The following is a 15,004-nucleotide window of genomic DNA, read 5'->3' as shown; positions in this document are numbered from 1 at the left end:
CCACGACGAACCCGCAGACGAAGGGCGGCATACGCATCTCACCAAAGGTGCAGCCAGGGCTACGGGGCGTGACTGCCCCGGAGACTTTCACAGCGGCGGTGGTACAGCAATACTGTTGCACCGCATTGCCGCACGACCTGGGAGGCGACGCACCGCATGGCGACGGGCACGGAGGAGCCGGTGACGGGCACCCACGAGTCGGCGGAGGACTCGCGGGGGCCGACGGCTCCGCAGGAGGCGACCTACACGGTCGACGAACTCGCCGCACGCGCGGGCGTCACCGTGCGCACCATCCGCTTCTACAGCACCAAGGGCCTGCTGCCGCCGCCCGCGATCGGCCCGCGCCGCGTGGGCCACTACGGCCCCGGGCACCTCTCGCGGCTCGCTCTCATCGAGGAGTTGCAGCACCAGGGCATGACGCTCGCGGCGATCGAGCGCTATCTGGAGCAGCTGCCGCCGGACCTGAGCGCGCACGACCTGGCCATCCACCGCGCGGTGGTGGCCTCGTGGGCCCCGGAGGGCGCGGAGGAGACCTCCCGCGCAGGCCTGGAGCGCCGGGCGGGCCGGACGCTCTCGACGGAGGACGTGCGGCGTCTCGCCGCGATGGGCGTCGTCGCCTACGACGAGGAGGCCGACCGCTGCCGGGTCGACCCGGGGCTGCTGCGGCTGGGCCTGCGGCTGCTGGACGTACCGATCCCGCACGAGACGATCCTGGCGGCGCGCACGGTCCTGATGGAACACACGCGCTCGGCGGCGCACGAGCTGTCGCGGCTCTTCCGCGACCAGGTGTCGGGTCCCTACCGCGAGCACGCGTCGGAGCCCGAGCACGTGGCCGCGATGAAGTCGCTCTCGGCCCATATGCAGCCGCTGGTGGTGCAGGCCCTCGTCACGGCCTTCCAGCGGTCCTTGAAGGAGGAGCTGAGGGAGTGGCTCACGGAGACGTGAGCCACTCCCCCGCGCGGCCGCCGGTCAGCCGTCGCTGAACTTCTCGCCGTTGTCCGCCTTCTCCACGAGCAGCGCGGGCGGCGTGAACCGCTCGCCGTAGCGCTCGGCGAGCTGCCGCGCGCGGGCCACGAATCCGGGCAGGCCCCCTTCGTAGCCGTTGATGTACTGGAGCACGCCGCCGGTCCAGCCAGGGAAGCCGATGCCGAGGATGGAGCCGATGTTGGCGTCGGCGACCGAGGTGAGGACGCCTTCCTCGACCAGGCGCACGGTGTCGAGCGCCTCGGAGAACAGCATCCGCTCCTGCATGTCCTCGAACGGGATGCTGTGCCCCGGCTTGGTGAAGTGCTCGCGCAGGCCCGGCCACAGGCCCGTGCGCCTGCCGTCGTCGCCGTAGTCGTAGAAGCCCTTGCCGCCGCTGCGGCCGGTCCTGTCGAACTCGTCGACCATGCGGTCGATGACGGCCTCGGCGGGGTGGGTGGTCCAGGTGCCGCCCGCCTCCTCGACGGCGCGCTTGGACTCGTTGCGGATCTTGCGGGGCAGCGTCAGCGTCAGCTCGTCCATCAGGGACAGGACCTTCGCCGGATAGCCCGCCTGGGCCGCGGCCTGTTCGACGGACGCGGGCTCGATGCCCTCGCCGACCATCGCCACGCCCTCGTTGATGAAGTGGCCGATGACCCGCGAGGTGAAGAAGCCGCGCGAGTCGTTGACGACGATGGGGGTCTTGTTGATCTGACGGACGAGGTCGAAGGCGCGGGCCAGGGCCTCCTCGCCGGTGCGCTCGCCCTTGATGATCTCCACGAGCGGCATCTTGTCGACGGGCGAGAAGAAGTGCAGGCCGATGAAGTCCGCCGGCCTGCTGACGCCCTCGGCGAGCAGGGTGATGGGCAGCGTGGAGGTGTTGGAGCACAGCAGCGCGTCGGGCGCGATGACGTCCTGGATCTCCTGGAACACCTTGTGCTTCAGCTCGGGGTTCTCGAAGACGGCCTCGATGACCGCGTCGCAGCCCGCGAGGTCGGCCGCGTCGGCGGACGGCGTGATGCGGGCGAGCAGCGCGTCCGCCTTCTCCCGGGTGGTGCGCCCGCGCGACACGGCCTTCTCGCACAGCTTCTCCGAGTAGCCCTTGCCCTTGGCCGCGGCCTCGGCGGAGACGTCCTTGAGGACGACCTCGATGCCCGCGCGGGCGCAGGAGTAGGCGATGCCCGCGCCCATCATCCCGGCGCCGAGCACGGCGACCTTGCGGACCTGGCGCGGCTCGACGCCCTGGGGGCGGTTGGCGCCGGAGTTGACGGCCTGGAGGTCGAAGAAGAACGCCTGGATCATGTTCTTCGACGTCTGGCCGGTGACCAGCTCCGTGAAGTAGCGGGCCTCGATGGTCAGGGCGGTCTCGAAGTCGACCTGGGAGCCCTCGACGGCGGCCGCGAGGATGTTGCGGGGCGCCGGGTAGGGGGCGCCGTTGAGCTGCTTCTTGAGGTTGGCGGGGAAGGCCGGGAGGTTCGCGGCGAACTTCGGGTGGGCCGGGGTGCCGCCGGGGATGCGGTAGCCGGGCACGTCCCAGGGCTGCTGGGACTCGGGGTGGGCGTCGATGAAGGCGCGGGCCTTGGCCAGCATCTCCTCGGGGGTCTCGGCCACCTCGTGCACCAGGCCGTTCTCCAGGGCCCGCCGCGGGTTGTACTGGGTGCCCTGGAGGAGCACTTTGAGCAGGGCATCGGCGATGCCCATGAGGCGGACGGTGCGGGTGACGCCGCCGCCCGCGGGGAGCAGGCCGAGCGTGACCTCGGGCAGACCGATCTTCGAGCCGGGGGCGTCGAGGGCGATCCGGTGGTGGCTGGCCAGGGCGATCTCGTAACCGCCGCCGAGCGCCGCGCCGTTGAGGGCGGCGACGACGGGCTTGCCGAGGGTCTCGATGCGGCGCAGCGCGTTCTTGATCGCCATGCCCGTCTCGAAGGCGGCCCGGGCGTTCTCGGGGCCGACCTTGATCATTTCCTTGAGGTCGCCGCCCGCGAAGAAGGTCTTCTTGGCGGAGGTGTAGATGACGCCGCGGATCGTGTCCTTCTCGGCCTCGGCCCGGTCGGCGATCGCGGCGATGGAGTCCTTGAACGCCTGGTTCATCGTGTTCGCGGACTGGTTCGGGTCGTCGAGGACGAGGGTGACGACGCCGGTGTCGTCCTGTTCCCAGCGGATGGTGGTGCTCTCGGTGGTCATGTGGTGGTCTCCGTAGAAGTCTTGGGATGCAGTCCGAGCCGCTGGGGGTTACACACGTTCCACGATCGTGGCGATGCCCATGCCGCCGCCGACGCACAGCGTGGCGAGGCCGTAGCGCTTGTCCTGGCGCTCCAGTTCGTCGACGAGGGTGCCGAGGATCATCGCGCCGGTGGCGCCGAGCGGGTGGCCGAGCGCGATCGCGCCGCCGTTGACGTTGACCTTGTCCAGGCTCAGGCCCATGTCCTTGACGAAGCGCAGGACGACCGCGGCGAAGGCTTCGTTGATCTCGACCAGGTCGATGTCGTCGATGGTCAGGCCCGCCTTGGCGAGGGCCTTGCGGGTGGCGGGGGCGGGCCCGGTGAGCATGATGGTGGGCTCGGAGCCGGAGACGGCCACGGAGACGATCCGGGCGCGCGGGGTGAGGCCGTAGCGCTCGCCGATCTCCTTGTTGCCGATGGCGACGAGGGCGGCGCCGTCGACGATGCCGGAGGAGTTGCCCGCGTGGTGGACGTGGTCGATCTTCTCCACCCAGTGGTACTTCTGCAACGCGACCGCGTCGAAGCCGCCCAGGTCGCCGATGTCCTTGAAGGACGGCTTGAGCTTCGCGAGCGTGTCGGCGGTGGTGCCGGGCCGCAGGTGCTCGTCGTGGTCCAGGACGGTCAGGCCGCTGCGGTCCTTGACCGGTACGACGGACTTCGCGAAGCGGCCCTCCTTCCAGGCGGTGGCCGCGCGCTCCTGCGAGAGGGCGGCGTACTCGTCGACGTCGCGCCGCGTGTAGCCCTCCAGGGTGGCGATCAGGTCGGCGCCGATGCCCTGCGGGACGAAGCCGGTGTCGATGTTGGTCATCGGGTCGTTGAACCAGGCGCCGCCGTCGGAGGCCATCGGCACCCGTGACATGGACTCGACGCCCCCGGCGAGGACGAGGTCCTCCCAGCCCGAGCGGACCTTCATCGCGGCCATGTTGACCGCTTCGAGACCCGAGGCACAGAAGCGGTTCTCCTGGACGCCCGCGACCGTGTCCGGCAGGCCGGCCGCGATGGCGGCGATCCGGGCGATGTCGGAACCCTGGTCGCCGACCGGCCCGACGACACCGAGGACGACGTCGTCGACGGCCGCCGGGTCCAGGCCCGGCAGGCGGCGGGTGACCTCCCGCATCAGGCCGGTGACGAGGTCGATCGGCTTGGTGCCGTGCAGGGCGCCGTTCGCCTTGCCGCGGCCGCGCGGGGTGCGGATCGCGTCGTATACGTACGCTTCGGTGCTCACTGGGAAGCCTTTCGGGGAGGGTCGGTCGGGCGGGGCCCGGCAGGTCGGCCGCGGGGCCCCGGGCGGTCGGGGGCGCCCGGCGGGGGTCGGCCGCGCGGGGCGCGGGTCGGTCGAGCAGGGCGCGGGTCAGTCGAGGAGGGCGCGGCCGATGATCTCCTTCATGATCTCGGTCGTGCCGCCGTAGATGGTCTGGACGCGTCCGTCGGTGAACGCCTTCGCGACGCGGTACTCCGTCATGTAGCCGTATCCCCCGTGCAGTTGCAGACAGCGGTCGGCGACCCGCTTCTGCAGCTCCGTGGCCCACCACTTGGCCATGGACGCGTGCACGGCGTCGAGCTGCCCGTTCGAGTGATCCACGATGCAGCGGTCGAGGAACGTGCGGGTGACGGCGCACTCCGTGGCCATCTCGGCGATCTCGAACCGGATGTGCTGGAGCTTGCCGAGGGGGCGGCCGAAGGCCTCGCGCTCCTTGACGTAGGCCGTGGTGATCTCCAGGAGGTGCTCGGCGGCGGCGATCCCGGCGACGGCGATGGCCATGCGCTCCTGCGCGAGGTTCGTCATCAGGTGCACGAAGGCGCCGTTCGGCTCGCCGAGGAGGTTCTCCTTGGGCACGCGCACGTCGTGGAAGAACAGCTCGGCGGTGTCCTGGGCCTTCTGGCCGATCTTGTCGAGGTTGCGGCCGCGCTCGAAGCCGGGTGTGCCGCGCTCGACGACGAGCAGCGACAGGCCGTGCGCGCCGCCCTCGGGCGTGGTCTTGGCGACGACGATGACGAGGTCGGCGAGGATGCCGTTGGAGATGAACGTCTTGGAGCCGTTGAGCAGCCAGTGGTCGCCGTGGTCCTCGGCGGTCGTGCGGATGCCCTGGAGGTCGGAGCCCGCGCCCGGCTCCGTCATGGCGATGGCGGTGATCAGTGAGCCGTCGCAGAAGCCGGGCAGCCAGCGCCGCTTCTGCTCCTCGGTGGCGAGGCCGGTGAGGTACGGGCCGATGATGTCGTTGTGCAGGCCGATCGCGAGGCCCGCGGCGCCCGCGCGGGTGAACTCCTCGGCGAGCACGGCGGCGTAGCGGAAGTCGCTGTTCCCGCCGCCCCCGTACTCCTCGGGCACGGCGACGCCGAGCAGGCCCTGCTTGCCCGCCGCGCGCCAGGCGTCGCGGGAGACGATGCCGTCGCTCTCCCACCGCTCGTAGTGCGGTACGACCTCCTTGGCGAGGAAGGTGCGCACGGTCTCGCGGAACGCGTCGTGCTCGGCGTCGAAGATCTGCCGTTCCATGGTCTTCCGTTCCGTGGTCGGGGGTCGTGACGTGCGGTGCGTGCGCGGAGGGTCCGCAAGGTGCTCAGGGGTGCAGCGCCGGTACGTCCCAGTCGCGGGCCACGTCCTCGGTGTCGGCGCCGGGCCGCGCGGGCCCGGAGCGCACCGCCGTGGGCGTCGCGGAGAACCGGGGCGCGGGCGCGGGCTGGGTGAGGCCGCCGTGGTCCGTGAAGGTGCCGCGGGCCGCCAGGTGCGGGTGGTGCGGGGCCTCGCGCAGCGAGAGCACCGGCGCCACGCAGGCGTCCGAGCCCTCGAACACGGCCGTCCACGCGGCGCGCGTACGGGTCTTGAAGCGGGCGGCGACGGCCTCGCGCAGCTCACCCCAGCGGGCCAGGTCCCCGCGCGCGCCCGCGACGTCCTCCAGGCCCATCAGCTCGACGAACTCGTCGTAGAAGCGCTGTTCCAGGGCGCCCACGGCCATGTGGCCGCCGTCCGCCGTCTCGTACGTGCCGTAGAAGGGGCAGCCGCCGTCCAGGAGGTTGGCGCCCCTGCGGTCCTGCCAGCCGCCCGCCGCCAGCATGCCGTGGATCATCGTGGCCAGATGCGCGGCGCCGTCCACGATCGCGGCGTCCACGACCTGCCCGGTGCCGTGCTCCTGGGCGTGCCGCAGCGCGGCGAGCACCCCGACGACGAGGTACAGCGAGCCGCCCGCGTAGTCCCCGACCAGGTTCGCCGGGACCGTGGGCGGCTCGTCGGCCGCGCCGATCATGCCGAGGGTGCCGGTGACGGCGATGTACGCGATGTCGTGCCCGGCGCGCGGCGCGAGCGGGCCCTGCTGCCCCCAGCCGGTCATGCGGCCGTAGACGAGCTTCGCGTTACGGGCGAGGCAGTCGTCGGGGCCGACGCCGAGGCGCTCGGCGACGCCGGGGCGATAGCCCTCGATGAGCACGTCGGCGCGCTCGACGAGGTCGAGCACGCGGGCGGCGCCGTCCGGGGCCTTCAGATCGAGCACCACGCTGCGCTTGTTGCGGTTGGTGAGGTCGTACGCGGGGTCGATGGCGAGCCCGGCGCCGCCGGGCCGGTCGACGCGCACGACGTCCGCGCCGAGGTCGGCCAGGAGCATGGCGGCGAACGGGCCGGGCCCGATGCCCGCCAGCTCGACCACGCGCACTCCGTGGAGCGGTCCGTGAACGCCCTTGTCCGGCACTGCCATTGAGCCCCCAGCGCTCTGCCGCCGCTATGACACAACTGATGTAACACCAGTGATGCTAAGAACGTGTTCCACTGGGCACAAGCCCTTGACGACCCCGAACGAGCAAGCGCTTAGCCGGGGGGCGGCGACCGGGCGCCCGGCGGCGGGCCGCCGCCCGGAGTCCTGGCACGCTAGCCTCAGCCCCCGACAACGGCGCGGGACACGGCAGAGAGGTGCCATGACCAGTCACGACAAGGACCGTCCGTACGACATCGCGCTCTTCGGAGCGACCAGTTTCGTGGGGGTGCTCACCGCCGAGTACCTCGCCGCGCACGCCCCCGCCGGGCTGCGCTGGGCGATCGCCGGGCGCGACACCGCGAAGCTGGAGCGGCTGCGGGAGCGCCTCGCCGAGGACCACCCCGCGTGCGCCGAGCTGCCCCTGCTCCGGGCGGACGCGGGCGACCCCGCCTCGCTGCGCGAACTCGCCACCCACGCGCGCGTGGTGGCCACCACCGTCGGCCCGTACCTCACGTACGGACAGGACCTGGTGGCCGCCTGCGCCGACGCGGGCACGGACTATCTGGACCTGTCCGGCGAGCCCGAGTTCGTGGACCGGATGTACGTGCGCCACGACGCCCGCGCGCGGGAGACCGGCGCGCGCCTGCTGCACGCCTGTGGCTTCGACTCGGTCCCGCACGACCTCGGTGTGTACTACACCGTGCAGCAGTTGCCCGAGGACGTGCCGCTGCGCGTCGACGGATTCGTCCGCACGCACGCGCGCTTCTCCGGCGGTACGTTCGCCTCCGCGCTCCAGCAGTTCGCGCGCGGGCGCCAGATGGTGGCCGCCGCGCGCGAGCGGCGGCGGCACGAGCCGCGCCTCGTGGACCGCACCGCGTACGCGCCGGCAGGGCCGCCCCGGTACGCCGCCGAGGTCGGCGCGTGGGCGCTGCCGCTGCCGACGATCGACCCGCAGGTCGTCCAGCACTCCGCGCGGGCGCTGCCGCGCTACGGGCCCGACTTCCGCTACCGGCACTACGCCGCCGTGCGCTCCCTGCCGGTGGCCGTGGGCGGCGTCGCCGCGGTCGGCACGGTGCTGGCCGCCGCGCAGGTGCCGCCGGCGAGGCGCTGGCTCTCCGGCCTGGTCAAGCCGGGCGAGGGGCCGGACGCGGCGCGCCGGGCGGCGAGCTGGTTCTCGCTGCGCTTCGTCGGCGAGGGCGGCGGGCAGCGGGTCTTCACCGAGGTGACGGGCGGCGACCCCGGGTACGGCGAGACCGCGAAGATCTTCGCGGAGTCGGCCCTGTGCCTCGCGCTCGACGACCTGCCCGAGACCTCGGGCCAGGTGACGACGGCCGTCGCGATGGCCGAGCCGCTCATCGCGCGGCTCACGGCGGCGGGGATCGGCTTCCGGGTGGCCGCGGTGCGCTGAGGCGCCCCGGGCGGCGCCCGCCGGTTCAGCGCGTGGCCTCGCGCAGGGCCGCGCGGCACAGGGCGTCCGCCCTGCGGGTGGTCTCCGGCAGCCGGTAGCGGGGGGTGAGGTGCAGGGTGTGGGCTCGCGCGTGCGCGAGGTCCACGCGGTGGCCCACCGACACGAACACCGGCTTCACGCCGTCCCGCGTGCGCAGCGCGGCGCCGACCTCCTCCTCGCCGTCGAGGAGCGGCGCCGCGCTGCCGCGCGCGGCGTCCGGCGCCTCGTACGCGAAGGTGAAGGGGTTCTTGGCGACGCCGATGGCGGGGTGTCCGGTGACGACCCCGAGGTGACTCGCGAGGCCGAAGCGGCGGGGGTGCGCGACGCCGTAGCCGTCGCAGACGACCAGACCCGGCTCCGTGGTGAGCGCGTCCAGGGCGGCGAGCACCGCGGGCAGCTCCCGGAAGGCCAACAGGCCCGGCACGTAGGGGAACGCGACGGTGCCCACCGCCGTCGCCTCCTCGACGACGGCGAGGCTCGCCGCGTCCAGGACCACGACCGCCGCGGCGACCATGTCCCTCTCGTCGTCGTACGCCACGTCGACGCCCGTCACGTGGCCGGTGCCGGGCGCCGGGCCCGGCTCGTCGCGCACCACGCGGGTGCGCAGGGCGTCCTGGACGGCACGGGCCGCGGCCTCGTCCGCGGGCCAGTCGGCGGGCAGGGGCGGGATCGTCACGGTGGGCGTGTTCATGGTGATCTCAGCCTAGGGCCTCCCCGGAATGGGGCTCCGGTACGGTTCTCGGGTCTCTGTCGTCTCCTTGGCGTCTCCGGGTCGGGAAGGGTTGTCGTAGGACGTGATGTCTGGTAGAGCGCGGCCGAACCGCGAACCGCGAACCGCGAACCGCGAACCGCGAACCGCGAACCGCGAACCGCGAACTGGGCGCTGGGCGCAGGGTGAGCGGCCGCGCGTAGCCGGAGGCCCGTGTGGGCGGTAGCCCCGAGCCGCTGCGGGCCCTGGTCGGGGCCGACGCCGGGCGCTGGTCGACGTTCCAGGGCAGCAGGACCCTGGTGGTGGCCGCGCGCACGGTCACCTCGACGGTACGGATCCTGGAGTGCCTGCCCGCGCTGCTGCGCGGCGACGCCCGGGTGACCGTCGTCTTCGCCCACGACCCGACGTCGGCGTTCAGCGAGGGCGTCGTCGACGTGCTGCACGACGCCGGCTGCCGGGTCCTGCCCTGGGACCGGCTCGGGGACATCGCGCCGGACCTGGTGCTCTCCGCCAGCGAGAACATCGACGTGCCGGACGGCGACTACCCCGTCCTCGTCCTGCCGCACGGCGTCGGCTTCCAGAAGCTCGTCCCCGACTCCCGCGCACCGCGCAGGCGGCTCTCCGGAGCCGTGCCGGACGCGCTCCTGGACACCGGCCGCGCCTGGCTCGCCACCTCGCACCCCGACCAGGAGCGGCAGTTGCTCGCCGCCCACCCCAAGGCGGCCGGGCGCACCCTGCTCGTCGGCGACCCCTGCTTCGACGAACTCCTTGCGAGCCGGGAGCACGCCGACGCCTACAGAACCGCCCTCGGCGTGGCCGCAGGGCAGCGGCTCGTCCTCGTCAGCTCCACCTGGGGCCCGACGTCCCTGCTCGGCCGCGCGCCGGAGCTGCCCGCGCGGCTGCTCGCCGCGCTGCCCTGCGACGCGTACCGGGTGGCCGCCGTCCTGCACCCCAACGTGTGGTCCGCGCACGGGCCCTGGCAGATCCGCACCGTGCAGGCCGCCGCGCTCGACGCCGGGCTTCTGCTGGTGCCGCCGGTGCACGCCTGGCGGTCCGCGCTCGTCGCCGCCGACGCCGTGGTCGGCGACCACGGTTCGGTGACCCTGTACGGCGCGGCCCTCGGCAAGCCCGTGCTGCTCGGCGCGTACGGCAGCGACGCGGTGCCCGGCACGGCCGTGGCCCACCTCGCCCGCACCGCGCCCCGGCTCGACCTCGAAGACGACGTGCACGCGCAGGTCGCGGCGGCGCTGCGCGAGCCCTCGGGGCCGGCTCCTGCCGAGGTGGCCCGGCTGGCGTTCGCCGAGCCCGGCGTGGCGCTGCCCCGTCTGCGCGCCGCCCTCTACCGGCTGCTCGGGCTGCCCGAACCGGCGGGCGACGTACCGTCCGCGCTGGTCCTGCCGCCCCCTCGGGCGGAGTCGAGGGACGTCACGTCGTGGGCGGTGACCACGTCCCTCACGGAGGGCGCCCGCCCGGTCGTCGACGTGCGGCGCCGGCCCGCCGCCGTGTCCCGCGCGGACGGGGACACGGCTCGTACGTACACCCACCTCGCCTGCGCCGAGGCCGAGCGGGACCGCCGCCTCACCGAGAGCGCGTCGGTCCTGACCGCCGCGCGGCCCGCGCCGTCGGCCGCGGCGGCGCGGACGTGGGCCGAGGACACGCTGGACCGCTTCCCCGGCGCCCTGCTCGCCGCGTCGGCCGTGGCGGGCGGCGGCGAGGTCGTGGTGGGCCTGCGCGACGGCCGGGCCGTCGTGGCGGACGCCGGCGAGGGCACCGCGCCGGGGCTCGTGGCGGCCGTCGTGTACACGTGCCTGCGGGCCGGCCTTCCGCTGGAGGCCGCGGTCACGCTGCGCGTGGGCGGGCTGCCCGAGCGGCGCGTGAGCGTGCGGCGCGCCTAGGCCCGTGCCCTCAGGCCGGCGGGCCCAGCTCCGCGAGCCGGGCGCGCACCGCGTCCGCGCGGGGGCTGCCGTAGGCCTCGTACACCTCAAGTGCCCTGTTCAGCAGGGGTCGTACGGCCTCCGGGCCGCTGCCCGAACGGCTGAAGACGCCGGCCAGGGCGGCCCGGGCATCGGCTTCGTAGCTGTATGCCTCCGTGGCGTGCAGGGCCTCGGCCGCCGTGGTGAGAGCGCGTACGGCGTCGTCGGTCTCGCCCAGGTGGTCGTGGGCGAGGCCGAGGGCGAGGGTGGCGCGGGCCGCCATGCGGTGGTCGGCGCGGGCGGTCAGGCGGGCGTGGGCGTCGCGGAGGGTGGCGAGGGCCGCGCGCGGCTGCCCGGCCGCGTCCTCGGCGCGGCCGAGGAAGTACGCGGCGATGGCGGCGCCGCGCTCCTCCCCCGCCGCCGTGTTGAGCGCGAGGGACTCCCGGTAGGCGGCCATGGCCGCGTCCATGTCGTCCACGGCGTCGTGTTCGAGGCAGCGGCCGAGGAATTCCTGGACGGACGCGCGCAGGACGATGTGGCCCGAGACCTCGGCGCAGGCGACGGCCGCGTCCAGCTCGGCGCGGGCCTCGTCGCGTGCGCCGAGGTCGAGCAGCGGGCGCGAGCGCAGGCTGCGCAGACGGGCCTCGGCCGCGGGGTCGAAGGACACGGCGGCGGCCGCGGCGCCGAGCGCGAGGGACTCCAGCCACGGGCCGAGGTGCCGGTGGTGGAGGAACAGGACGGTGAGCGCCTCCGCCGTCTGCCAGAGCGGCACCTGGAGCGCGGCGTCGCGGGCGGCGGCGCGCAGCACCCCGAGGATGTTGGGGTACTCGGCTTCGAGCCAGGTCAGCGGGGCGGGCCCGCCGGGGGCGGCGAACGGGTCGGGGACGTCGCGCAGCACGTCGGCCAGGTCTGCGATCCGCAGCCGGTCCCGCCGCACGGCGCGGTCGGCGAGGGCGGTGAGCCGGAGGTAGTGCTCCAGGAGGCGGGCCAGCGCGGCGGGTGCGCTCGTGGCCGGGTCCTCCCGCTCGGCGCGCTCGCGGGCGTGCAGGCGGACGAGGTCGTGGACGCGGTGGCGGCCGCCGTCGGTGGCCTCCAGGAGGCTCAGCGCCTCCAGTTCGCGCAGCTGCTCGCGGGCCCGCGCGAGGTCCACCCCGGCGGCCGCCGCGACGGCCCGCTCGTCGAGGGTGGCGAGGGGCAGGGTGCCGACGAGCCGGTAGAGCCGGGCCGTCGCGGGCGGCAGCGCGCCGTAGGCGAGGTCGAGGGCCGCGGTCATGGAACGGCTCCTTCCCACGGACAGGCCCGAGAGGCGGTGGGTGGCGTCGGCGAGTTCACCGGCGAGGCGGGCCAGGGTGAGGCTGCGGGCCGTCCGCAGGCGCCCGGCGACGATGTCGAGGGCGAGCGGGAGGCGCCCGCACAGCTCGACCACGCGGGCGGCGGCCGCGGGATCGGCGGCCACGGCCCCGGCGCACCGGTCCGCGAGCAGCCGCAGCGCGCTGGCCTCGTCCAGCGGGTCGACGTACACCAGCTGGGCGTCGACGGACAGTTCACCCAGCTCGCCGCTTTCGCCGCCGAAGGTGACGAGGACGACGCTGCCGGGCCCGCGGGGCAGCAGGGCGCGCACCTGCGCGGCGCGGCTGACGTTCTCCAGGACGACGAGCAGCGGCTGTTCGGCCGTGCGGGACCGGAAGCGGGCGGCGCGCTCGTGGAGGGTGTCGGGGATGAGGGGCTCGTCGACGCCGAGGGACCGCAGGAACTGCCGGGCCGCCTCGGAGACGTCGGCGCCCTCCCGCCCGTCGCGCAGGGCGGCGAAGTCGTGGTAGAGCTGCCCGCCCCTGAACCAGGCGCGCCTCCGCTCCGCCCAGCGTCGGATCACCGCTGTGGTGCCGACGCCGGGCAGCCCCTGGAGGACCGCGACGCCCACGGGGACGTCCTGGCCGGGCTCCGCGAGGGCGTCGAGGCGCGCGAGGACGTCGACCTGGTTGAAGAACCGTGCGCTGAGGGGCGGCACTTCGTATGGCGTGACGTACGGGCATGCGGGGGACGGCAGCACGTTGAACGTCACGTCGCCCGCGACGTGACCGGCCTGGACGCTGTGGCCGTGCACGGTCCCCGACAGGTCGTTGTGCCCGCCGCGGGCCGCTTCCTGTCCCAACTCGTCCTCCACAGGGCTCCTTTGCCGTCGCGACACCTCACCGTATGCCGTGCGGCCACCGCGCCGCACCGGGCCCGGCGTGGAGGTGGGGGGCGACGGGGCGTGCGGCCCCGGCTCGTGGTGACGCGACGGGCGGCCGTCGCGGGCGTCAGGGCGGGCGTGTGGGGGGCGGCGCGGTGGCGTGGCAGGGCGGCGGCCCGCGGCAGGGTGGTCGTCAGCGCGACGGCCGTGCCTGCTCCATTCCGCCGCCCTTTCCCCGCTTCACCGTGGCCGAGCGCGTTACCGTTCCAGCGTTGTACCCGCCCGCGCCTGATCGAGTAACCAGGCGATCCGAACGGCACAGCAAATCAAGCCAGTACCCGCGGCCCGGAGGACAAGCTCCTCGCCGCGCGCCCTGGCTCTCCCTTCGGCATCGAGCTGCGTCGGCCCGCGATAGCCTCGTGATCATGTTTGTCATGGAACTCACCTACACCGCCCCGCTCGACCGCGTCGACGCCCTGCTCGCCGAGCACGTCGCCTGGCTCGACGCGCAGTACGCCGCCGGGGTGTTCCTCGCGTCGGGGCGGAAGAACCCGCGGGACGGCGGGGTGATCCTCGCCGTGGGGGACAGCCGCGCTCGGATCGAGGCGATCGCGGCCCTGGACCCGTTCGTCACCGGTGGGGTGTGCGAGTACCGGATCACCGAGTTCCGCGCCACGAAGACCGCGCCCGCCCTGTCGGACTACCGGCAGGAACTGCCCGCCTAGCGGCGTTCGAGGCGCGCCACGCGCCCCTTCTCGCCCGCCGCCCAGCAGCCCAGGTCCCGCGTGCAGTCCACGGTGTCGTACGAGCCCCCGTCGACCGTGCGCCAGGAGCGCCCCGCGTCCGTCGTGAGGTCGGTGCCGGTGGGCCCGACGGCGAGGGCCGTGGTGCGGCTGTGCGGGAGCCAGGCGACGCCCGAGCGGTAGGCGGGCACGGGGCGCACGGCGGGCCGCCAGGTGCGGCCGCCGTCGCGGGTCACGGCGGCGGCCCGGGGCGACGGCTCACCCGCGCGGTAGTCGCCGCCGACGGCGAGTCCGTGCGTACGGTCGCGGAAGGCGAGGCCGAAGACCCCGCGCGCCGGGTCCCCCGCCGGCAGGGGCGCGTCGGTGGCCTTCCAGGTCAGACCCCGGTCGGCCGAGTGCAGGATCCGGGCGCGGGCCGCGCCGCCCGTGGCCAGCCACACGTCGCGCGGGCCCGCGCTCACCAGGCACTGGCCGCTCGCGGCGAAGGCGCTCTCGCCGGTCTGGGCGGCGGGCATGCCCTTGTCCGGCAGCACCTTCCAGGAGCGGCCGCCGTCCGCGGTGGACAGGATGCGGTACTTGCCGTCCACCGGGTCGCTCAGGGCGAGCCCGTTGCGGCGGTCGAAGAAGGTCACGCAGTCGTAGAACGCCTTGGGGTCCGCGTTGCGGAAGGACTCCGTCCAGGTCTTGCCGCCGTCGGCGGTGCGGTAGAGCCGCGACGCCTCGCCCTCGCCGATCGCGAGCACCACGGCCCGGCGCCCGTCGAACGCCTCGACGTCACGGAACTCCAGGCCCGCCGCGCCGGGCGGCGACACGTCCCGCCAGTGCGCGCCGCCGTCCGCGGTCCGCAGGACGGTGCCCTTCGAACCGGCCACCCAGGCGGTGTTCCGGCTGACGGCGGCGAGGCCCCGGAAGCGGGCGTCGGTTCCGGTGGGCTTGAGCTTCCAGGCCGGGGAGCGGTCGTGAGCGGGCGCCCCACCTGCCCCGTCCACCGCTCCGGCCGCTCCGGGGGCCACGAGCGACGTCGCCGCCAGCGCCACCGCCCCGAGCGTCACTCCCAGACCGCCCGCCCCACGCCGCGCCAAACGTCCCGTACGCACCACACGCCCCCTGAAGTCCGCATGCCTCGGCTGCCCCGTGCCCCTCTTGGCGGG

The 15,004-nt window shown here is 74.4% G+C and carries 11 protein-coding genes; 4 read left to right on the top strand and 7 right to left on the bottom strand.

Translation table 11 applies throughout. From position 1 onward, the window contains the following. Window positions 1–156: 156 nt before the first annotated feature. On the top strand, window positions 157–945 hold the full coding sequence (locus tag AC07GB_RS09500; RefSeq protein ID WP_478843228.1) for a MerR family transcriptional regulator: 789 nt from the start codon (window positions 157–159) through the stop codon (window positions 943–945). Between the two features lie 24 nt (window positions 946–969). Here AC07GB_RS09500 and AC07GB_RS09495 read toward each other — a convergent pair whose 3' ends face one another. From AC07GB_RS09495 to AC07GB_RS09480, 4 genes are all read right to left on the bottom strand, one after another. Continuing rightward, window positions 970–3,147, bottom strand: coding sequence for a 3-hydroxyacyl-CoA dehydrogenase NAD-binding domain-containing protein (locus tag AC07GB_RS09495; RefSeq protein WP_478843226.1), 2,178 nt, complete (start codon window positions 3,145–3,147; stop codon window positions 970–972). A gap of 48 nt (window positions 3,148–3,195) precedes the next feature. Beyond that, the gene (locus AC07GB_RS09490; protein ID WP_478843224.1) at window positions 3,196–4,410 is read right to left on the bottom strand and encodes an acetyl-CoA C-acetyltransferase; all 1,215 of its coding nucleotides are present in this window, start codon (window positions 4,408–4,410) and stop codon (window positions 3,196–3,198) included. A 126-nt stretch (window positions 4,411–4,536) separates the two neighbouring features. Then, window positions 4,537–5,679 carry an acyl-CoA dehydrogenase family protein gene (locus AC07GB_RS09485; RefSeq protein WP_478843222.1) on the bottom strand — a complete coding sequence of 381 codons (1,143 nt, stop codon included), beginning with the start codon at window positions 5,677–5,679 and terminating at the stop codon, window positions 4,537–4,539. Window positions 5,680–5,743: 64 nt separating this feature from the next. Further along, a complete protein-coding gene (locus AC07GB_RS09480) occupies window positions 5,744–6,871 on the bottom strand; it encodes a CaiB/BaiF CoA transferase family protein (protein ID WP_478843220.1) in 1,128 nt (375 codons plus the stop codon). 217 nt (window positions 6,872–7,088) lie between these two features. Here AC07GB_RS09480 and AC07GB_RS09475 point away from each other — a divergent pair, with 217 nt between their 5' ends. Continuing rightward, the gene (locus AC07GB_RS09475; protein WP_478843218.1) at window positions 7,089–8,276 is read left to right on the top strand and encodes a saccharopine dehydrogenase family protein; all 1,188 of its coding nucleotides are present in this window, start codon (window positions 7,089–7,091) and stop codon (window positions 8,274–8,276) included. Window positions 8,277–8,301: 25 nt separating this feature from the next. Here AC07GB_RS09475 and AC07GB_RS09470 read toward each other — a convergent pair whose 3' ends face one another. Continuing rightward, window positions 8,302–9,006 (bottom strand): endonuclease V, encoded by a 705-nt coding sequence (locus tag AC07GB_RS09470; protein WP_478843216.1) that lies wholly within the window; start codon window positions 9,004–9,006, stop codon window positions 8,302–8,304. Between the two features lie 233 nt (window positions 9,007–9,239). Here AC07GB_RS09470 and AC07GB_RS09465 point away from each other — a divergent pair, with 233 nt between their 5' ends. Next, window positions 9,240–10,919, top strand: a complete 1,680-nt coding sequence (locus AC07GB_RS09465) for a hypothetical protein (protein WP_478843214.1) — start codon at window positions 9,240–9,242, stop codon at window positions 10,917–10,919. Between the two features lie 10 nt (window positions 10,920–10,929). Here the strand turns inward: AC07GB_RS09465 and AC07GB_RS09460 are convergent, their stop codons facing one another. Next, window positions 10,930–13,101 carry an NB-ARC domain-containing protein gene (locus AC07GB_RS09460; RefSeq protein WP_478843212.1) on the bottom strand — a complete coding sequence of 724 codons (2,172 nt, stop codon included), beginning with the start codon at window positions 13,099–13,101 and terminating at the stop codon, window positions 10,930–10,932. A gap of 434 nt (window positions 13,102–13,535) precedes the next feature. Between AC07GB_RS09460 and AC07GB_RS09455 the strand changes: the two genes are divergently transcribed. After that, window positions 13,536–13,835, top strand: a complete 300-nt coding sequence (locus AC07GB_RS09455; RefSeq protein ID WP_478843210.1) for a YciI family protein — start codon at window positions 13,536–13,538, stop codon at window positions 13,833–13,835. Here the strand turns inward: AC07GB_RS09455 and AC07GB_RS09450 are convergent. Then, a complete protein-coding gene (locus AC07GB_RS09450; protein WP_478843208.1) occupies window positions 13,832–14,890 on the bottom strand; it encodes a WD40/YVTN/BNR-like repeat-containing protein in 1,059 nt (352 codons plus the stop codon). The two genes, AC07GB_RS09455 and AC07GB_RS09450, sit on opposite strands and share 4 nt — an antisense overlap. Window positions 14,891–15,004 lie beyond the last annotated feature (114 nt).

Source organism: Streptomyces sp. NPDC045778, from assembly GCF_056431945.1.
This window is presented reverse-complemented; position numbering and strand designations above follow the sequence as displayed.

What these genes read in the sequence shown, in the direction of transcription:
- AC07GB_RS09500 (WP_478843228.1), top strand. Translation starts at nt 157, where the DNA reads ATGGCGACGGGCACGGAGGAGCCGGTGACGGGCACCCACGAGTCGGCG.
- AC07GB_RS09495 (WP_478843226.1), bottom strand. Translation starts at nt 3,147, where the DNA reads ATGACCACCGAGAGCACCACCATCCGCTGGGAACAGGACGACACCGGC.
- AC07GB_RS09485 (WP_478843222.1), bottom strand. Translation starts at nt 5,679, where the DNA reads ATGGAACGGCAGATCTTCGACGCCGAGCACGACGCGTTCCGCGAGACC.
- AC07GB_RS09480 (WP_478843220.1), bottom strand. Translation starts at nt 6,871, where the DNA reads ATGGCAGTGCCGGACAAGGGCGTTCACGGACCGCTCCACGGAGTGCGC.
- AC07GB_RS09475 (WP_478843218.1), top strand. Translation starts at nt 7,089, where the DNA reads ATGACCAGTCACGACAAGGACCGTCCGTACGACATCGCGCTCTTCGGA.
- AC07GB_RS09470 (WP_478843216.1), bottom strand. Translation starts at nt 9,006, where the DNA reads ATGAACACGCCCACCGTGACGATCCCGCCCCTGCCCGCCGACTGGCCC.
- AC07GB_RS09455 (WP_478843210.1), top strand. Translation starts at nt 13,536, where the DNA reads ATGTTTGTCATGGAACTCACCTACACCGCCCCGCTCGACCGCGTCGAC.